The organism is Micromonospora fluostatini, assembly GCF_050410825.1.
Lineage (GTDB): Bacteria > Actinomycetota > Actinomycetes > Mycobacteriales > Micromonosporaceae > Micromonospora > Micromonospora rosaria.
On the sequence record NZ_CP191251.1, the window covers coordinates 5,221,767 to 5,240,487 of the forward strand.

General features: G+C 74.8%; 20 protein-coding genes and 1 riboswitch. Of the genes, 9 read left to right on the top strand and 11 right to left on the bottom strand.

Translation table 11 applies throughout. The features are described 5' to 3' along the window. Entirely contained in the window at positions 1-606 is a 606-nt protein-coding gene (locus ACQUFX_RS23005) for a GNAT family N-acetyltransferase (protein ID WP_428962388.1), read from the top strand. A gap of 79 nt (positions 607-685) precedes the next feature. On the opposite strand, the gene ACQUFX_RS23010 is transcribed toward ACQUFX_RS23005, so the two are convergent. Next, positions 686-1,180, bottom strand: a complete 495-nt coding sequence (locus ACQUFX_RS23010) for an SRPBCC family protein (protein WP_428962389.1) — start codon at positions 1,178-1,180, stop codon at positions 686-688. Between the two features lie 6 nt (positions 1,181-1,186). Beyond that, positions 1,187-1,528: an ArsR/SmtB family transcription factor gene (locus tag ACQUFX_RS23015; RefSeq protein ID WP_428962390.1), complete on the bottom strand. Its 342-nt coding sequence runs from the start codon at positions 1,526-1,528 to the stop codon at positions 1,187-1,189. Between the two features lie 129 nt (positions 1,529-1,657). Between ACQUFX_RS23015 and ACQUFX_RS23020 the strand changes: the two genes are divergently transcribed. After that, complete coding sequence (locus tag ACQUFX_RS23020; RefSeq protein ID WP_428962391.1) at positions 1,658-2,416, top strand: class I SAM-dependent methyltransferase; 759 nt, start codon at positions 1,658-1,660, stop codon at positions 2,414-2,416. Positions 2,417-2,531: 115 nt separating this feature from the next. Here the strand turns inward: ACQUFX_RS23020 and ACQUFX_RS23025 are convergent, their stop codons facing one another. Both ACQUFX_RS23025 and ACQUFX_RS23030 read right to left on the bottom strand, forming a co-directional pair. Continuing rightward, positions 2,532-3,314: a DUF3152 domain-containing protein gene (locus tag ACQUFX_RS23025; RefSeq protein WP_428962392.1), complete on the bottom strand. Its 783-nt coding sequence runs from the start codon at positions 3,312-3,314 to the stop codon at positions 2,532-2,534. 294 nt (positions 3,315-3,608) lie between these two features. Continuing rightward, a complete protein-coding gene (locus ACQUFX_RS23030) occupies positions 3,609-4,724 on the bottom strand; it encodes a serine hydrolase domain-containing protein (protein WP_428962393.1) in 1,116 nt (371 codons plus the stop codon). Between the two features lie 240 nt (positions 4,725-4,964). Here ACQUFX_RS23030 and ACQUFX_RS23035 point away from each other — a divergent pair, with 240 nt between their 5' ends. After that, positions 4,965-5,333, top strand: a complete 369-nt coding sequence (locus ACQUFX_RS23035) for a YciI family protein (RefSeq protein WP_428962394.1) — start codon at positions 4,965-4,967, stop codon at positions 5,331-5,333. Then, a complete protein-coding gene (locus ACQUFX_RS23040; protein WP_428962395.1) occupies positions 5,330-6,595 on the top strand; it encodes an RNA polymerase sigma factor in 1,266 nt (421 codons plus the stop codon). Before ACQUFX_RS23035 ends, ACQUFX_RS23040 begins: the two co-directional genes overlap by 4 nt. A 121-nt stretch (positions 6,596-6,716) precedes the next feature. Here the strand turns inward: ACQUFX_RS23040 and ACQUFX_RS23045 are convergent, their stop codons facing one another. The 4 genes from ACQUFX_RS23045 to ACQUFX_RS23060 form a co-directional block, all read right to left on the bottom strand. After that, on the bottom strand, positions 6,717-6,890 hold the full coding sequence (locus ACQUFX_RS23045) for a CsbD family protein (RefSeq protein WP_067370927.1): 174 nt from the start codon (positions 6,888-6,890) through the stop codon (positions 6,717-6,719). A gap of 106 nt (positions 6,891-6,996) precedes the next feature. Next, complete coding sequence (locus tag ACQUFX_RS23050; RefSeq protein WP_428962396.1) at positions 6,997-9,252, bottom strand: heavy metal translocating P-type ATPase; 2,256 nt, start codon at positions 9,250-9,252, stop codon at positions 6,997-6,999. A gap of 11 nt (positions 9,253-9,263) precedes the next feature. Then, entirely contained in the window at positions 9,264-10,229 is a 966-nt protein-coding gene (locus ACQUFX_RS23055) for a hypothetical protein (RefSeq protein WP_428962397.1), read from the bottom strand. Positions 10,230-10,340: 111 nt separating this feature from the next. Beyond that, the gene (locus ACQUFX_RS23060) at positions 10,341-10,550 is read right to left on the bottom strand and encodes a heavy-metal-associated domain-containing protein (protein ID WP_428962398.1); all 210 of its coding nucleotides are present in this window, start codon (positions 10,548-10,550) and stop codon (positions 10,341-10,343) included. A gap of 122 nt (positions 10,551-10,672) precedes the next feature. Between ACQUFX_RS23060 and ACQUFX_RS23065 the strand changes: the two genes are divergently transcribed. From ACQUFX_RS23065 to ACQUFX_RS23075, 3 genes are all read left to right on the top strand, one after another. Next, positions 10,673-10,975 (top strand): metal-sensitive transcriptional regulator, encoded by a 303-nt coding sequence (locus tag ACQUFX_RS23065; RefSeq protein ID WP_067374000.1) that lies wholly within the window; start codon positions 10,673-10,675, stop codon positions 10,973-10,975. A 340-nt stretch (positions 10,976-11,315) separates the two neighbouring features. Beyond that, positions 11,316-12,674, top strand: coding sequence for a YibE/F family protein (locus ACQUFX_RS23070; RefSeq protein ID WP_428962399.1), 1,359 nt, complete (start codon positions 11,316-11,318; stop codon positions 12,672-12,674). A 166-nt stretch (positions 12,675-12,840) separates the two neighbouring features. Next, a riboswitch (cyclic di-AMP (ydaO/yuaA leader) is annotated at positions 12,841-12,971 on the top strand. 4 nt (positions 12,972-12,975) lie between these two features. After that, entirely contained in the window at positions 12,976-13,986 is a 1,011-nt protein-coding gene (locus ACQUFX_RS23075) for a coiled-coil domain-containing protein (protein WP_428962400.1), read from the top strand. A gap of 81 nt (positions 13,987-14,067) precedes the next feature. Here the strand turns inward: ACQUFX_RS23075 and ACQUFX_RS23080 are convergent, their stop codons facing one another. Beyond that, positions 14,068-14,697: a carbonic anhydrase gene (locus ACQUFX_RS23080; protein WP_428967043.1), complete on the bottom strand. Its 630-nt coding sequence runs from the start codon at positions 14,695-14,697 to the stop codon at positions 14,068-14,070. Positions 14,698-14,934: 237 nt separating this feature from the next. Between ACQUFX_RS23080 and ACQUFX_RS23085 the strand changes: the two genes are divergently transcribed. Then, positions 14,935-15,273: a helix-turn-helix transcriptional regulator gene (locus ACQUFX_RS23085; RefSeq protein ID WP_428962401.1), complete on the top strand. Its 339-nt coding sequence runs from the start codon at positions 14,935-14,937 to the stop codon at positions 15,271-15,273. A gap of 98 nt (positions 15,274-15,371) precedes the next feature. Next, on the top strand, positions 15,372-16,607 hold the full coding sequence (gene mycP / locus ACQUFX_RS23090; RefSeq protein WP_428962402.1) for a type VII secretion-associated serine protease mycosin: 1,236 nt from the start codon (positions 15,372-15,374) through the stop codon (positions 16,605-16,607). Between the two features lie 148 nt (positions 16,608-16,755). Here mycP and ACQUFX_RS23095 read toward each other — a convergent pair whose 3' ends face one another. Together ACQUFX_RS23095 and ACQUFX_RS23100 are read right to left on the bottom strand one after the other, a co-directional pair. Further along, on the bottom strand, positions 16,756-18,108 hold the full coding sequence (locus ACQUFX_RS23095) for a WXG100 family type VII secretion target (protein ID WP_428962403.1): 1,353 nt from the start codon (positions 18,106-18,108) through the stop codon (positions 16,756-16,758). A 14-nt stretch (positions 18,109-18,122) separates the two neighbouring features. Next, on the bottom strand, positions 18,123-18,665 hold the full coding sequence (locus ACQUFX_RS23100) for a hypothetical protein (protein ID WP_067372456.1): 543 nt from the start codon (positions 18,663-18,665) through the stop codon (positions 18,123-18,125). Positions 18,666-18,721: the final 56 nt, after the last annotated feature.

An 18,721-nucleotide genomic window follows, 5' to 3' on the forward strand; every position in this document is an offset into this window, starting at 1 on the left:
ATGATCAGCACCACCGCCGGTGAGTACCGCGTCCAGCTCGCCGGGCGGCACCATCTCGACGGCGCACGCAGCGTCATGCTGGACACCTTCTACCAAGTCTTCGGGTACGGGTACCGGCCCGAATGGCACTTCGACGTGATCGACCTCGATGCCACGTACCTGCGGCCGGAGCGGCACGCGCTCTTCGTCGCGACCCTCGACGAGCAGGTGGTGGGCACCACCGCCGTCCGGGCCGCCGGCCCGAAGTGCCCGCCGCACCCGGGGTTCCTCGCCGAGCGGTACCCGGACGCCACCACCGCCCAGCTCTTCCGGGTGTACGTGCACCCGGGTCACCGGCGGCGTGGACTGGCCCGCGCCCTGGTGGACCTGGCCGTCGCGTTCGTCGCCGGGCAGCCCGGGTACCGGCGGCTGTACCTGCACACCGACACCGGGGTACCGGGGGCGGAGTCGTTCTGGCGGTCGGTCGCCGTCCCGGTCCACGACGCCCGCGACGACACCTGCCGGACGGTGCACTTCGAGATCCCGCTGCCGGGGCGCACCCCGGCCGTACCGGCGCTGGCCGAAGGCGTACCGGCGCTGGCCGGGCGGGCTCCCGGCCGGTCCTGAGCGCGCGGCGGGGTGACCCCGGCGTGCGGGGCCACCCCGCCGGCGACGCTCAGGCCGACGGGCCGAAGGGGTGACGGGCTCAGGCCGAGGCGTCGGCGAGCAGGAGGTCGACCTGCCCCAGGGCTTCCCGGAGGCCCTCAGCCGCCCCCATGTCCAGCAGTTGGTCGAGCTGGTCGGTGCTGACGAAGTGGCTGACCAGCGTCATCCGGGTGCCGGTGTCGGTCGCCTCCAGGGTGACGACGGCGTGGGTCGGCACGTCGGTGGGCAGCGGCTCGCCGTCCTCGCCGGCGAAGCCGTCGTCGAACTCCAGCCGGTGCGGCGGGTCGATCGCGGTGATCGTCCACCAGCCGCGCGACTTCTCCCCCTCCGGCCCGGTCATGTGGTAGCGGACCTGGCCGCCGGCCTCGAACTCGTACCGGTCAACGGTGGCCGGCCAGGTCGGCGGCCCCCACCACCGCTCCAACTGGCGTGGGTCCTGCCAGATCCGCCAGACGCGGTCGACGCTGGCGGGGAACTCCGAGACGACCGTCAGCGTCAACGCCTGGTCGTCGCGGTGGGTACTCACCACGGGCATGGAATGTCACCTCTCTGGGTCTTCGGCGAGAATCTGGTCGATGGCGTGGACGCGGTCCCGCCAGATCCGCTCGTACGCGTCGAGCAGGCGGGCCGCGCGGCGCAGCGCCGCCGGGTTCCCGTGCACCACCTGCTCCCTTCCGCGCCTCTCCTTGGTAACGAGGGCGGCTCGTTCCAGCACCGCCACGTGTTTCTGCACGGCGGCGAAGCTCATCGGGTAGTGCCGCGCGAGGGTGGAGACCGACTGCCCGTGGCGCAGCACCCGGGTGACGATGTCGCGGCGCGTGGCGTCGGCGAGGGCGTGGAAGATCCGGTCGACCTCCGCGCCGTCCACCTCATCTACAACCATGCGGTTGTACGTTAGCGACCTCGACGGCACGGCGCAAGCGACACCCCCAGGTCCACAGTTGCCAACAGTGGGCAAGAAGACTCTCGCCAACCCTGGACAGTCGACGGCGGTGTAACTACCTTCGCATTCATGACTCCTTACGAACTGGATGCTCGCGCCTGGCAGGAGAGCTGGGACCGGCAGCAGGAGGCGTACCTGCCGGACCGCGAGCACCGGCTCACCGCCCTGCTCGACGCGGTCGAGGCCGTGGTCGACTCCCCCACCCCGCTCCTGCTCGACCTGGCCGGCGGCACCGGCTCCATCAGCCTGCGTGCGCTGGAGCGCTTCCCGCAGGCCCGCCCCACCCTGGTCGACCTCGACCCGGTGCTGCTCGGCCTCGCCGAGGCGTCCCTGGCCGACCGGGCCACCATCGTCACCGCCGACCTGCTCGACCCGGCCTGGCCGGCGGCGCTCCCGCACACCGGGTACGACGCGGTGTTCACCGCCACCGCCCTGCACTGGCTCCCCGCCGACCGGCTCACCACCCTGTACGCCGAGGTCCGCGAGATCCTGCGCCCCGGCGGCCTCTTCGTCAACGCCGACCACATGCCCGACGACGGGCTGCCCGGCCTCAGCGACAAGCTCACCGCCCGGGCCACCGCCCGCCGGGACGCCCGGTACCGGGCCGGCGCGGTGCTCTCCTGGGAGAGCTGGTGGGCGCACGCCGCCGCCGACCCGACCCTCGGTCCGCTGGTCGAGAGGCGCCGGCAGGTCTACCCGAGCGGGCACAGCCAGGACTGGTTGCCGCCGGTCGGCTGGCACCTGGACGCCCTGCGGACCGCCGGGTTCAGCGAGGTCGGCACGATCTGGCGGGGCGGCACGGACGCCGCCGTGGCAGCCGTCCGCTGACGCGCCCCGGCCGGCACCGGACCGGCCGGCACCGCACCGGCCGGCACCGCACCGCACCACCAGCACCGCACCGCCAGCTCCGGACCCGCCAGCTCCGACACCGGACCGGCCCCGGTCAGCTCCCGCGCGGGATCGGGTCGTCGTACTGGCCGGACGGGCCGGTGAAGTGCCGGCCGGACACCTGCGGCCAGGCGTTGGGGCGGCACCCGTGCAGCCCCAACGTCTGCTGCTGCATCACCGGCGCCGGCCCGCCCCGGCGGGGACACAACTCGTGCCCCCGGCCGAGCCGGTGCCCCACCTCGTGGTTCACCAGGTACTGCCGGTAGGTCTCCAGGTCGCCGTCGAAGTGCGGCACCCCGTCGACCCAGCGGGCCACGTTGAGCACCACCCGGTCGCCGCTGCGGCAGGAGGTGTACCGGTCGGTGGGATCGTTGCAGAGCCGGCTGCGGGTGACCGGCGTGGTCAGGTGCACGGTGAAGTCGGCGGCGGTGTCCGGGCCGACCCGCTGCAACCGCCACCGCCCCTGCGCCGTCCAGCCCCGCTCGTCGGCGAGGATCGCGGCGACCTCCCGGCCGAACCGTTCCGCGTCGAGGTTCTCGATGCCCACCTCGACCGCGACCCGGTAGCGCAGCACCTGGCCGCCGCGCCCGGCGACCGCGCCGGTGGTCGTCGCGGTGACGAACCGGCCCGCGCCCCGCTGCGGGTAGCTGACCGCCGGGTCGGGGGGCGGGGCCGCCGGGGTCGGCTCGACCCGGACCGGCTCCACGGGTTCCGACGGCGGCGGGGGCGCCGCCGCCCGGACCGGGCTCCCGGTGGCGACCCCGTCGACCAGCAGCGCGTCGAAGCCGCCGGTGCCCGCCGTCCACACTCCACCGGCCACCAGGGCGACTGCGGCCACCACCGCCACCGGCAACGCACCGACCCGCTGCCGTCCCGGCCGCCGGTGCGACCGGGGCAGGCCGGTGACCCGCTCCCGCGCACGGGGCAGACCCGTCCCCTGATGACGACCGCCGCCCACCATCTCGTCCCGCCTCCGTCGACGCCCCACACCAGGGACACGGGCGCGGGGCGGAAAAGGTTGAGCCGCCCGGACGTGTCTTTCCCGGCCGGCACCGGACAGTACCGCCCCACCGGCCGGCACGGCGTCGGCGGGCTCCCCGCGTCCGTCCTCAGTGGACGGCAGCCGGTCGGGTCAGCCGTACCTCTCCCGGACCAGGTCCCACACCCGCTCGACGGCGGTCATGTCGACCGGATTGAACCGGTTCCTGGTGACCGCCACGCTGATCCCGGTCGCCCGGTCGGCCCAGGCCGCGCTGCCACCCATCCCGACCATCCCGAACACGGTCGGGTGCTCCCCGGGGGCGGCCCTGCCCGGTCGGCCCACCGAGTACCCCATCGCCCAGGTCGACGGGCCGGTGCCCAGCTCGTCCACCCGGCCGGCGGTGGCCAGGGTGGTCGCCGTCGACAGCCGCTGCGGCGACAGCAGCCGGACCCCGTCGACCTCGTCGAGCAGCGCCGCGTACATCCGGGCGATGCCCCGGGCGGTGAGCGTGCCACCGGCCGGGATGTCCGAGGTCAGCACGTCGGTGCGGTTGCCGTAGCCGGCGTCCGGCAGCACGCCCGGCGGCGCGGCCCGCAGCAGCGGGAAGTCGGCCGGCAGCGCGGCGAACGCCGCCCGCCCGACCGGGTCGTCGGTGAGCCGGGCCACCCGGGGCAGCTCCGCCGCCGGCACCCCGAGGTACAGCTCGTCGGCCACCCCCAGCGGCCCGGCGACCTCGTCGGCCAGCACCTGGGAGATCCGCCGACCGGTCGCCCGGCGGACGATCTCGCCGACCAGGTACCCGAAGGTCACCGCGTGGTAGCCGACCCGCTCCCCCGGGGTCCACCAGGGCCGCGCACCGGCCAGCAGGCGGCACATCCCGTCCCAGTCGCAGAGCCGCTCGGGGGTGATGTCCGCCGGCAGCCCCGGCAGGCCCACCGAGTGGGTCAGCACGTGCCGGACGGTCGCCGTCCCCTTGCCCTGCGCGGCGAACTCGGGCCACAGCTCGGCGACCGGCGTGTCGTACCCGAACACCCCCCGCTCGACCAGCACGTGCGCCACGGTCGACGTCGCGGCCTTCCCGGTGGACGCGGACCAGAACAGGGTGTCCCCGGTGACCGGCCGGCCGGTGGCCGGGTCGGCGACCCCGGCGACGGCGTCCACCAGCAGCTCGCCGTACCGGTAGACGGCGACCTGGAGGCCGTCCTCGGCGCCGGTGGCGACCAGCGCGTCGAGCAGCGCCCGTACCCGCTCCTGAGCATCACCCATGGTCCTGTTCTCCCGCCCTGCTCGTCCCGCCCCGGCGGGGCGGCCCACCCGGGGGTCGGAGCCGCCGGCCGCGATCCGACACTCCGACGTCCGGAGCGGCGGCGCGGCCCCAAAAAAAATTCCGGCGGGTCGGTAGGGTCCGCGCCCTCGGCTCCGACCCACCATCGAGAGCGCCGCCACCAGCGGGGGCGCGGGAACGGGAACCACAGGGCCGTGGCACACGGCGAACAGGGAGCAGAGATGCGCTACATGTTGTTGATCTGGAACCGGCCGGGCTTCGCGGAGGAGCTGTCCGAGCGGGAACGCACCGACCTCTTCGGCGAGGTCGACGCGCTGATGGCCGAGCTGACCGAGTCCGGCGAGCTGGTCGGGGGCGCGGCGCTGGCCGACCCGTCCACCGCCCGCACGGTCCGCCGGCACGGCGACCGGCCGGAGGTCACCGACGGGCCGTTCCTGGAGAGCAAGGAGCAGTTCGCCGGGTACGTCACCGTCGACTGCGACACCCCGGAGCGGGCCGCCGAGGTCGCCGCCCGCTGGCCCGACGTGCGCTGGGGCTTCGGCGCGCTGGAGGTACGGGCGCTGATGGACGAGGGCGGCCCGGCGCAGTGACCGGGCTGGACCGGGATGCCCAGGAGCTGTTGCGCGACCTGGCGCCGCAGGTGCTGGGCATCCTCGTCCGGCGACACGGGCAGTTCGACGCGTGCGAGGACGCGGTGCAGGAGGCCCTGCTCGCCGCCGCCGTGCAGTGGCCGGGGCAGGGGGTGCCGGAGCAGCCCCGGTCCTGGCTGTTGACCGTGGCGTCGCGCCGGTTGACCGACGAGTGGCGCAGCGAGCGGGCCCGCCGGGACCGCGAGGTCGCGGTGGCGGTCCGCCGCCCCGGGTACGCCGCCCCCGCCCCCGCCGCCGACGACGAGTCGGCGGCGACCGCCCGGGACGACACGCTCCGGCTGCTCTTCCTCTGCTGCCACCCGGCGCTGGCCCGGTCCGCCCAGGTCGCGCTGACCCTGCGGGCGGTGGGCGGTCTGACCACGGGGCAGATCGCCCACGCCTTCCTGGTCCCCGAGGCGACCATGAGCCAGCGGATCCGCCGGGCCAAGCAGCGGGTGGAGGCCGCCGGGGCCCGGTTCGTGATGCCCACCGGCGCGGAGTGGACCACGCGGCTCGGCGCGGTACGGCAGGTGCTGTACCTGGTCTTCAACGAGGGGTACACCGCCTCCGGCGGCGCCGACCTGCACCGCGCCGAGCTGACCGGGGAGGCGATCCGGCTGACCCGGGCCCTGCACCGCCTGCTGCCCGACGACGGGGAGGTGGCCGGCCTGCTCGCGCTGATGCTGCTCACCGACGCGCACCGGGCCGCCCGGACCGGGCCGGCGGGCGAGTTGGTCCCCCTCGCCGAGCAGGACCGCAGCCGGTGGGACCGGGCCGCCATCGCCGAGGGGACGAGGCTGGTCACCGAGGCGCTGACCTGGTCGCCGCCGGGGCCGTACCAGATCCAGGCGGCCATCGCCGCGGTGCACGCCGAGGCGGCGGAGGCGGCGGCGACCGACTGGCCGCAGATCGTCGCGTTGTACCGGCTGCTGTCCCACCTCGCCCCGAACCCGATGGTCACCCTGAACCAGGCGGCGGCGGTGGCGATGGTGGCGGGGCCACGCGCCGGGTTGGCCCTGCTGGAGCCGCTGCGCCACGACGACCGTACCGCCGGGCACCACCGCCTGGCCGCGGTCCGCGCCCACCTGTTGGAGCTGGCCGGCGACCCGGCCGGGGCCCGGACCGAGTACCTGCGCGCCGCGCGGCTGACCACCAGCCGGCCGGAGCAGCGCTACCTGGAGGTCCGGGCCGCCCGACTGGCGCCCCCGGCCGGCCGGCGCTGACCCGGGACCGGGTGGTCACCGGCGACCAGGTCACCCACCTGCGGTACCGGTTCCCGCGCTGACCCGTGACGCACCCGTCGGGCCGGCGAGAACCGGCCCGACGGGTGCGTGGTACGGACGCTCAGCTCTTGAAGGCGTCCTTGATCTTCTCGCCGGCCTGCTTGAGCTTGGCCCCGGCCTGGTCGTTGCGGCCCTCGGCCTCCAGTCGCTCGTTGTCGGTGGCCCGACCGGCCCCCTCCTTGAGCTTGCCCGAGGCGTTCTGTCCGGCGTTCTCCATCTTGTCGTCGAAGCCCATCGGAAAAACCTCCTACCGTCTGCCGGCGATCGTTTGCTACTTCTGGCTTACCCCCAGCCGCCGCCGCAAACCCTGATCAGCGGAACGAACAGCGGAAACGGCGGGCTCAGCCGGCGGCGGTGAAGCCGCGCAGGCGCAGGCTGTTGGCGACCACGAAGACCGACGAGAACGCCATCGCGGCTCCGGCGATCATCGGGTTCAGCAGGCCGGCGGCGGCCAGCGGCAGGGCCGCGACGTTGTAGGCGAAGGCCCAGAACAGGTTCCCCTTGATGATCCGCAGGGTCCGCCGGGCCAGCCGGATCGCGTCCGGGGCGGCGGCCAGGTCGCCCCGGACCAGGGTCAGGTCGCTGGCCTCGATCGCCACGTCGGTGCCGGTGCCCATGGCCAGCCCCAGGTCGGCCCGGGCCAGCGCGGCGGCGTCGTTGACGCCGTCCCCGACCATCGCCACCACCCGGCCCTCGCCCTGCAGGCGTTCGACCACGTCGACCTTGTCGGCCGGCAGCACCTCGGCGATCACCTCGTCGATGCCGACCTCGGCCGCGACCGCGCGGGCCACGGTGGCGTTGTCCCCGGTGAGCAGGACCGGCGTCAGGCCGAGCGCCCGCAGCCGCGCCACGGCGGCCCGGCTGGTGGGGCGCACCGCGTCGGCCACCGCCAGGACGCCCCGGGCCCGCCCGTCCCAGGCGGCCAGCACCGCCGTCCGCCCGTCGGCCTCCGCGCCGGTCGCCGCCCGCGCCACCTCCTCGGGTACGTCGACGTCCCGGTCCCGCAGCAGCCGGGGCCGGCCGACCAGCACGGCCCGACCGTCGATGGTCCCGGTCACGCCGAGGCCCTCGACGTTGGCGAAGCCGGTGACCGCCGGCAGCGGGCCGGCCCCGGTCGCGGCGGCGGCGATCGCGCGGGCGATCGGGTGCTCGGAGGCGGCCTCCAGGGCACCGGCCAGCCGGAGCAGCTCGGCGGCGTCCTGGCCGGCGGCGGGCAGCACGTCGACCAGGGTCATCGTGCCGGTGGTGACGGTGCCGGTCTTGTCCAGCACCACCGTGTCGACCTGCCGGGTCGACTCCAGCACCTCCGGCCCCTTGATCAGGATGCCGAGCTGGGCGCCCCGGCCGGTGCCGACCAGCAGGGCGGTCGGGGTGGCCAGGCCGAGCGCGCACGGGCAGGCGATGATCAGCACTGCCACCGCGGCGGTGAAGGCCGCCGCCGGCCCGGCACCGGCACCGAGCCACCAGCCGAGGGTGCCGGCGGCGAGCGCGATCACGATCGGTACGAAGACCCCGGAGATCCGGTCGGCGAGCCGCTGCACGGCGGCCTTGCCGCTCTGGGCCTGCTCGACCAGGCGGGCCATCTGGGCGAGCTGGGTGTCGGCGCCGATCCGGGTGGCGGTGACCACCAGCCGGCCGCCCGCGTTGACGGTGGCCCCGACCACCGGGTCGCCCGGCCCGACCTCCACCGGCACCGACTCGCCGGTGAGCAGGCTCGCGTCCACGGCGGAGGTGCCCTCGTCGACCACCCCGTCGGTGGCGATCTTCTCGCCGGGGCGGACCACGAACCGGTCCCCGACGGCGAGCTGGTCGACGGGTACCCGGGTCTCCACCCCGTCCCGCAGCACCGCGACGTCCCGGGCGCCCAGCTCCAGCAGGGCGCGCAGGGCCGCCCCGGCGTTCCGCTTCGCCCGGGCCTCGAAGTACCGCCCGGCGAGGATGAAGGCGGTGACCCCGGCCGCCGCCTCCAGGTAGATGTTGCCGGCCCCGTCGGTCCGGCTGATGGCCAGGCTGAACGGGTGGGTCATCCCCGGTTCCCCGGCGGTGCCCAGGAAGAGCGCCCAGAGCGACCAGCCGAACGCGGCCAGGGTGCCGAGCGAGACCAGGGTGTCCATGGTCGCCGCGCCGTGCCGCAGGTTGATCCAGGCGGCCCGGTGGAACGGCAGCCCGCCGTAGACCACCACCGGGGCGGCCAGGGTCAGCGACAGCCACTGCCAGTAGGTGAACTGCCAGGCCGGGACCATCGCCAGCAGGATCACCGGGACGCTGAGCGCCACCGAGACCCACAACCGGGTACGCAGCGCGCGGAACTCGTCCACCGGCTCGGCGGACTCCGGCGCGTCGGCCGGGGCGGGCGGGGGCGGGAGCGCGGCGGTGTAGCCGGTCTTCTCCACGGTGGCGATCAGGTCGGCCGGGCTGACCCCGTCGGGGTAGTCGACCGTGGCCTTCTCGGTGGCGTAGTTGACCGAGGCGGTCACCCCGTCCATCCGGTTCAGCTTCTTCTCGATCCGGGCGGCACAGGAGGCACAGGTCATCCCACCGATGGCCAGTTCGATCCGGTTCGGTGCGCTCTGCCGGGGCTGGTTGGTGGTCGTCATCGCCGCTCCTGTCAATTGTGCCCGTGACCAGGGGCGCCGTGCCCAGCCTCGGGGCTGGCCGGGCCGGTCGCGGTCGGGCCGCCGGTCGTCGGGCCGGCGGTCGGGGCACCGGCGACGACGGTGAACTCCGCCGTGCGGACCACGCCGCCGTGCCGGAAGTCGAGATGGAGCCGGTACGTCCCCGCCGACGGGACCTCGGCGTGGAAGCTGACCGTGGGGCCGGGGGTGGTCCGGCCGTCGCCGGGCGAGCCGTCCGGGTGCACGTGCAGGAACGCCAGGTCGCCCTGGCGCAGCACCACCAGGTGACCGTACGCCCCCAGGTAGGGCTCCAGGTCGTCGACGGGCGCCCCGCCCCGCGCGACGGTCAGCGTCAGCCCGGAGGCACGGCCGGGGTGCAGGTCCCCGTCGAGCGTGACGGTGTACCCGTCGACCGTGGTGGTGCGGGCCGGCGCCGGCAGTGGCCGGGGCTCGACCGCCCCGGGGACGGTCACGTCGACCCCGAGGGTCAGCGGGTCGGCCCCGGTGGGGACGAAGTCGGCGAAGACCCGCCAGGTGCCGGGGCCGGCCAGCGGGGTGGCGGTCCGCCAGGTGCCGTCCGCCGACATCTCCGGGTGCACGTGCCGGAAGCCGGAGAGGTCCCGCCGGACCACGATCAGGTGCATCGGCTTCTCGTGCGTGACGTCGTACCCGGTGACCGGACGCCCGTCGGGCCCGGTGATCCGGAACGCGAAGTCACCGGCCGGAGCCTCGACGGGGGTGAGCGTGTAGCCCCGGTCGGAGACCAGCATCCCGGCCGGCAGCGACGCCGGGGCCGGGCCGGCGCTGGTCTCGGGGCGGGTGCCGTGGTCGGCGTCGGTGCGGTGACCGCTCTCGGTGACCGGGCGGACCGGGTCGACCACCTGGCCGACCCCGTAGGCCGCACCGAACACCGTCACGACGGCGAGGGCGAACCCGGTCAGCTTCGTCGCCGTGTTCATGGGCTGTCCTTCCTCGTGCTGCCCGGATGGAGCGGGCACCCGGTCCCGACCGTGGGGGCGGTGGCGTCGCGGCGGCCCCCGAGGGGCGCGACGGTCGCGCCCTGCGCCCCGTCAGGCGTCGACGACCTCGTAGCCGGCCTCGTCGACGGCCGCGCGGACCGCCGCCGGATCGACGGGACGCTCACTGGTGACCGTGACCCGGCCGGTGGCCAGGTCGACCTGGACGTCGCTGACCCCGTCGACCGCGCCGACCTCGGTGCTGACCGCCTGTACGCAGTGTCCGCAGGTCATACCCTGCACCTGGTAGCTGGTGGTGACCATGCCCGTACTCCTCTCCACCCGCACCCCGTTACCCTCCGGAGCGCATCCTACTCATACCCGGTAGGGGTATCTGACGCCTGGAACCTAACATACCCGCTGGGGGTAGGGGTAACCTGGGGGCCATGACCGTTCCGACGCCCGCGCCCAGCCGTGGGTACACCGCCAGCAAGGACCAGCTCCTCGCCCGGCTACGCCGTGTCGAGGGCCAGGTCCGGGGCATCGAGAAGATGGTGGACGAGGACCGCTACTGCATCGACGTGCTGACCCAGATCTCCGCCATCCAGGCCGCGCTGGACAAGGTCGCCCTCGGGCTGCTCGACGGGCACGCGCGACACTGCATGCACGAGGGCATCGCCGAGGGCCGCACCGACGAGATGGCCACCGAGATGATGGCCGCCGTCGGCCGACTGATGAAGCGCGGCTGAGCCGCCCCACCCCAGCAGCACACGCCGCGAAAGGCGTGCATCTCATCGCGCGCGTCACCGTGCGCGACTCCACCAGCCCGAGAGCCAGGGGACGGCAGGCGACGGCGCGGGAACGGCCGCACCGGCGGGGCCGGACGGCCGGGACTGACGGCTACCGCCTGCGCGGGGCAGGTCGGGTGGCTACCATCTCCGCGACGGACCTCCGGGTGCCGCGCCCGCCACCGACCACCTCCGGTGACCGCCCGGCGCCCGACAGTGCCGGCCCCGGCGAGTCCACGGGCGGGGTGAACCAATCGGCGCATGGACACGTATTCCGCCGTGGATCGTTTGGAGAGTCGCAATGGGCGCCGACCACACCCGTCCCGCCCCGTCCGCCCCACCACAGGTGCGACGGGTCCTCGTCGCGACGGTCGTCCCCCTCTTCGTCGCCACGCTGATCGCCGCCCTGGTGCTCTGGCCGGACCGGACGCCGCAGGCCGACGATGGCGGGGACGTGCCCCGGTACCACGGCACGGTGACCCGGGTGGTGACCGAGCCGTGCCTGCCCACCGAGCCCGGCCCGGAGGGCACCCCGGCGGGGCCGGAGGGGCCGTGCGGCACCGTCACCGTCCGGGTGGAGCAGGGTCCGGACTCCGGGCAGCAGGTCGAGGTACCGATCCCGGACGGCCCCGGCGCGCCCCGCGTCCAGGTGGACGACGAGGTCGTCCTGGTGGAGCTGATCGACCCGGCCGATCCGGAGTCGAGCAGCTACAACATCGCCGAGCACCAGCGTGGCAAGCCCCTGCTCTGGCTGGTCGTGCTCTTCGCCGCCGCGATCGTGGCGTTCGGCAGGTGGCGCGGGCTCGCCGCGCTCGGCGGGCTGGCGGCCAGCTTCGCGATCCTGATCACCTTCGTCGTACCCGGCATCAGCGCCGGCCAGCCGCCACTGCTGGTGGCGGTGGTCGGGGCCGCGCTGATCATGTTCATCGTGCTGTACCTCACCCACGGGATCAGCGCCCAGACCTCGGTGGCCGTGCTCGGCACCCTGGGCAGCCTGGTGCTCACCGGCCTGCTCGGGGCGGCGGCGACGGCGGCCACCCACCTCACCGGGTTCGGCGACGAGAACGCCACCACCCTGTCGATGTTCCAGACCGACGTCGACCTGCACGGGCTGCTGCTGGCCGGGATCGTCATCGGTTCCCTCGGCGTCCTCGACGACGTCACGGTCACCCAGGCCGCCACGGTCACCGAGCTGGCCCACGCCAACCCGAACCTGACCCGCAGACAGCTCTACCGGGCCGGCACCCGGGTCGGTCGGGCGCACATCGCGTCCGTCGTCAACACCATCGTGCTCGCGTACGCGGGCGCGTCGCTGCCGCTGCTGCTCCTGCTGGTCGCCGACTCCCGGCCGGCCGGCCAGGTGCTGACCAGCGAGTTCCTCGCCCAGGAGATCGTCCGCAGCGTGGTCGCCACGCTCGGGCTGGTCGCCGCCGTACCGCTGACCACCGGTCTCGCCGCGGTGGTCACCGCCGCCGGCCGCCGCGCCGCCGCCGGGGCCGGAGCCGGCGCCCCGCCCGCCGACGGCTCCGGCTCGGCCCGTCCGCCGGCCCCACGGCACGACGCGCTCGAGGCCCTGAGCGCGCCCCGGGCCGCCAACCAGTCCCCCGACGCCCCCGCGAGGTGGCCTGACCGAGAAAGGAACACCGACCCCGCATGGTGACACTCCTCAGCGTGACCGCCACGGCTTCGCACCATGAGAAGCGCGTCACTGGTTACGCCCCGCCATGGCGAAATCACGCATTAAGTCGGCTTCCGGACGTAGATCCCAGGGGCGACTCTCGGGTAACCTCGCTGCCGGTCACCGCCGAAGGCGCGCAGCGGCGCCAGCGGTGCCGCCGCCCAATCGCCACTGCGCGAGCCGGGGAACCAGGTACCTGGGGTGAATCCGCGTCAGCGGTAGGGGCTACTTCCGTCCCGAACCCGTCAGCTAACCCGGTCGGCGGCCGACGGAAGGGAAGACTGTGACGGCACCCCTGCGCCGCTGGTTGGCCCCGGCGGCGGCGGTGATCACCGCGTTCGCCATCTTCGCCGGACCCGTGCCGGCGGTGGCCGAGCCCTCCCGGCCCTCGGGGCACGAGGACGGCGACTCGAAACTGCTCAACGAGGTCATCGAGACGACCAACCGGGGCTACGTTCAGGCCAAGGCCAAGCTGGAGAAGTCCAAGAAGCGGCAGCTCCAGCTCGACCTGGAGGTCCGCCGGGCGCAGACCGAGCTGGACGAGCTGGCCCCGCAGGTCGGGCAGATCGCGGCCCAGTCGTACCGCAGCGGTCGGATCGGCGCGATGGCCATGCTGCTGGACAGCGGCCAGCCCGACTCGTTCGTCAAGCGGGCCCAGGCCCTCGACGAGCTGAACATGGTCAACGCCCGGAAGCTGGCCGAGGTGCAGGCGGTCAAGGACAAGGCGGCCCAGGCCAAGCTGGAGCTCGACGCCGAGGTCGGTGAGCAGCAGAAGCAGACCGCCATCATGGCCAAGCAGAAGCGGGAGGCGGAGAAGTCGCTCGCCCTCGTCGGTGGGCAGGGCCTGACCGGCGGCCTGGTGGCGGCCGAGTCGCCGGTGGCACGGATGGGCCCGGGGCGGGACTCGGACGGCAACTGGCGACCGATGAGCTGCACCGAGAACGACCCGACCACGTCCGGCTGCATCACGCCCCGCACCCTCCACATGTACAAGGAGGTGAAGCGGGCCGGCTTCGACCGCTTCGTCGGCTGCTACCGGCCGGGCGGGCCGTGGGAGCACCCGAAGGGCCGGGCCTGCGACTGGTCGTTGCAGAACCGGGGGTTCGCCCCGTGGCACAACAACGACACCCGGATGTACGGCAACAACCTGACCGCGTTCCTGGTCCGCAACGCCGACCGGCTCGGCGTGTACTACGTCATCTGGAACCGGCAGATCTGGTTCCCGGCGAACGGCTGGAGTTCCTACAGCGGGCCGTCGAACCACACGGACCACGTGCACGTCTCGCTGCTGTAGCCGCACCGACCACCGGACCGGGCCGCCCCCCACACCTGCGGGGCGGCCCGGTCCGTCGTGTGCGGTCGGGTCGGGACGGGGTCAGAGGCTGCGGGGCACCGAGGCCACCGTGCGCACCCGACCGGCGTTGAGCTGGTACGACATCCCCACCACCGCGCACCGTCCGGCCGCGATCTCGGCGGCCAGCACGGCGGAGTTGCCCACCAGCTCGTTGACGGTCTGGGCGATGTGGACGTCGATGATCCCCTCCGGGTCACCGATGCCCTGGGCGGCGGCGTGCCGCAGGCTGGGCAGGACGGCGTCGACCACCGCCCCGAGGTGTCCGGCCGGCCGCAGGCCCCCGGCGGCCACCGCCCCGGCCGCCGCCACCGCCCCGCAGGAGTCGTGCCCCAGGACCACCACCAGGGGGGTCTGCAGCACCGTCACCGCGTACTCCACACTGCCGAGCACCTCCGGGCCGGTGGTGTGCCCGGCGGTCCGGACGACGAAGAGGTCCCCCAGGCCACGGTCAAAGATGATCTCGGCGGCGAGGCGGGAGTCGGAGCAGCCCACGATCACCGCGAAGGGGTGCTGCTCCCCGGCGACCGCCGCCCGGTGACCGGCGTCCTGGTTGGGGTGGCGGGGGGAGCCGGAGACGAACCGCTCGTTGCCCGCCTGCAACTCGGCGATGGCCTCGGCGGGCGTCTCCGGAGGGCGGGTCGGCGCCGGCACCCCGGCGGCGGTGGAGTCGGACGCCGACCGGGACCCGGTCGCGGCAGAAGGGCTCACGGTGCACCTCACCCTCGGAGGAACTGCCTGGTCACTCCCTGCGTCCGGACGGACACGGGGCCGCCACCACGGTCACACGCAGCGCAAGACACGTCAAGTAATACGTGATATGCATTTCAGGTGTCGAGGACGGTCCCGGTGGGTCGACGCCGGAACGACATCCGAGAGGCGGGTCATACCATGACGACCGTGGTGACGAGACCGGGCGGAAACGGGAACACACGGCACTGGACGTTCCTCACCAACCACGCACACGTCCTGCTCGCCATCGCCCGCAACCCCACCGCCCGACTGCGCGACGTCGCCGCCGAGGTGGGCGTGACGGAACGGGCCGCCCAGGCGATCGTCGCCGACCTGGAGGCCGGCGGTTACCTGCGGCGGACCCGGGTGGGCCGGCGCAACGAGTACACCCTGAACCCGGCGGGCCACTTCCGCCACCCCGCCGAGGCGGACCAGCAGGTCGGCGCCCTGCTCGCCCTCTTCACCACCGGACCGGCCACCCGGTCCCCCGTCGCCTGATCCACCCCGGACACCGCCGGGCGGCCGGCGGGGACGGCGCACCGGGGGCGGCGCACGCCCGTCGCCGTACCGGGCGGGGCCGGCGGTAGTCTCGGCGGGTGGGCAAGTCCTTGCGTCCGGAAGGGACGACGGTGACCGGGCGTACCCGGCGTGGCGCCGGCCTGGTCCTGCGCGGCGCGCTCGTGGCGTTGCTCGCCGTCACGGCGGCGCCCCCGGCGACGGCCACCGCCGCGCCGCGCTGCGGCCCCACCGGCGGGCCCGCCCCCACCGAGCAGCCCTGGCCGCTGCGCCGGCTCGACCCGGCGGCGGCCTGGCGGCTCACCCAGGGCGCGGGCGTCACCGTCGCGGTCATCGACTCCGGTGTCTCCGCGACCCATCCGCTGCTGCGTGGCCGGGTGCTCGCCGGCCGCGACTTCAACGGCCTGCCGGCCAACCAGGGGCAGTGCGACGAGGTCGGGCACGGCACCGTCGTGGCGGGCATCATCGCCGGCCGGGTCGGGGAGAGCACGCCGTACAGCGGGGTCGCGCCGGCCGCCCGGATCCTGCCGGTCCGGGTCCTGCGGGACAACCGCCGCACCACCGACGAGGCGCTACCCGGGCAGATCGCCCAGGCGATCCGGTGGGCCACCGACAACGGCGCACAGGTGATCAACCTGTCCCTGGTCACGCTGCCCCGCCCCGAACTGGCCGACGCGGTCGAGTACGCGCTGCGCCGGCAGGTCGTGGTGGTGGCCGCCGCCGGCAACCGGGGGGAGCAGCAGCAGGACCAGCCGGCGTACCCGGCCAGCTACCCCGGCGTGATCGCGGTCGCCGGGGTCGACGAGCAGGGCGGGCACGTCGACACCTCGGTCAGCGGCGACCACGTCGACATCGCCGCGCCGGGGCTGAACATCCTCGGACCCGCCCCGCAGGGTGGCGGCTACCTCGCCGAGCCGCAGGGCGGCACCAGTTTCGCCGCCGCGTACGTCTCCGGGGTGGCCGCCCTGGTCCGCGCCGCGCACCCCGACCTGACCCCGGCGGAGGTATCCCGCCGGTTGACCCGGACCGCCGACAACCCGCCCGAGGGGCGCAACGCCCAGGTCGGGTACGGCGTGGTGAACCCGTACCGGGCGGTGACGAGCGTGCTCGGCACCCGGAGCGATCCACCGCTCGGCGCGCTGCCGGCGCCGGCACCCGCCGACGACCCGTTGGCCGGGCAGCGAGTGGTGGCGATCTGGGCGGCGGTGGTGGGGGTGCTGCTGGCCGGCGTGCTGCTGACCGTCAAACCGGTGCTGGCCCGGGGCCGCCGCCGTGGCTGGCGGCCGGGCCGCCGGCAGGCCCCGGCCGAGAGCTGACCGGCCGGGCACCACGGCCGGATTGGGCACCACGGCCGGACCGGGCACCACGGCCGGACCGGGCACCACGGCCGGACCGGGCACCACGGCCGGACCGGGCACCACGGCCCGAACGGGCACCACGGCCCGACCGCCGGGGTCGGCGGGCTCAGCGCAGGATGCCCGGCGCGCCGCCGCCGCTGGTGCCCCAGACGTCCTCGTCCTCCTCCAGCCAGGTGTTGCGGGGGCCCTCGTCCTCCTCGCCGTAGCCCGCGCGGGTGGCGCCCGGAGCCATCCCGGCGACGCCACCCCGGGCCGTGGCACCGGCACCGGCACCGGCCCGGCCGGCACCCGCGCCGCCCCGCCCGGCACCCGCGCCGCCGCCCATCATCGGACCCATCCCGGCCGCGCCGAGCCGGCCACCGCCGGCCTTGCCACCGCCCCGGCCCGCCCCGGCGCCACCACCGCCGACCATCGGGGGCATGCCGGGGCTCACCGCCCGGCCGATCCCGGCGCCGGCCATCACGCCGCCACCGCCGCCCAGGCCGCCACCGGCCCCCACGCCGCCGGAGCCGAGGCCCGATCCGCCGGGCAACCCGCCCCCACCGGCGGAGCCGAGCCCGGGGGTGCTGGGCGCGCCCGCGCCGGCCAGCCCCGAACTCCACTCGTCGTCGTCCAGCCCGCCGGAGCCGGGGTAGTCGCCGGTGCCGGGGTACGTCCCGGGGCCGTCGTCGTACCCGCCACCGGAGCCCAGGTCGGGGTGGGTGGTCGGGGTGAACCCGTCGGTGCCGGGCGGTTTGACCCCGCTGACCCCGTCGACGGACGGCGTGGCGCCCAGGCCGGGAGTGTCGCCGGGCCCGCCCACCCCGGGCATCCCACCGGCGGGTACGCCCCCACCGCCGCCACCGGGGGTGAAGGGCGTCATGTCGTTCGGCGTCAGGCCGGTGACGTTCCCGCTCTCGCCGGTGTCCCGGACCCGGTCCCGGAAGTTGCCGTTGACCTCGTTGTAGACCTGCCGCGCCTCGCCCTCCTGGTCGGAGAACCAGCCGGTGAGCCAGTCGGTGAACTTGCCGATCTGCTCGACCGGCCAACTGCCCAGCACGTCGGCCTTGACCCGGGTCTCGAAGAGGCCGACACCGATGATCATTTCGCCGTTGCGGGCCGCCAGCACGTCACCCATGGCCGCCGCCGGGATGGGCATCTTCGCCTGCGCCTCTTCGAGCTGGCTCGCGGCCGTGTTCAGGGTGGCGATCAGGCTGACCTTGCCCCGTCCCGGGTTGTCGACGTCGTCGATGGTCTGCTCGACGTTCTTGGCCAGCTTCTCGATGTGGCCCTTGAACGCGTCGTACCCCGGGCCCTTCCAGGTGGCGTTGAGGTCCTTGACGTTGGTCTCCAGGCTCTCCTTGACCTCGCCCAGGTTCTTGATCAGTTCCTGCCAGCCGAGCGCCGCGCTGGCGATCTTGTCCGGACGGCCGTCGACGAGGACCTCCCGGGCCATGTCCTCCCAGCTCTTGTCACCCATCTCCCGCTCCCCCGTCAGCTCGCGTCGCCGCTGGCGGCGCTGTTCAACATCCGCGTCATCTCCTGCGCGGTCACCGCGTTCGCGCCCTCGGCGTCCTCGTAGTTCCGCTTGACCTCCCGCAGCGCGTCGGCGGCGGAGTACAGGTCGTCGGAGAGCGTGCGCAGGTTCCGCTCGGTGGAGGTGTAGAGCCCCGAGTGCCGCTGCGCCAGCTCCCGCGCGCCGTCGAAGCTGCCGAACGGGCTGTTCTGCCCGCCCGCCCCGGTGTCCCCGCCCAGGGTGTCCTTGATCTCCACCATGTTGTGCGAGAGCCGCCACAGGTAGCTGGCGTGCGTCTCCAGCCAGGTGATCGCCGAGTCGAGGGTGCCGGCGTCCCACTCGGTCTCGACGCCCCGCTCGCCGCTGCCGGCGACCAGCCCGCTGGGGGTCTCCGCCTGGTCGACGCCCTGCTGGTCCCAGCTCAGCCCGCGTACCTGCACCCCGTTGGGGGTGCCGGCGTTGAGCGGCAGGCCGGCCGGCAGCCGGACCTCGACGCGGTCCTCACCGTTCTCGTCGGTCATGGGTGTCCTTCCTCAGCGCCGGGACCACCCCGCGTACGCGGGACAGGGCCGGCCGG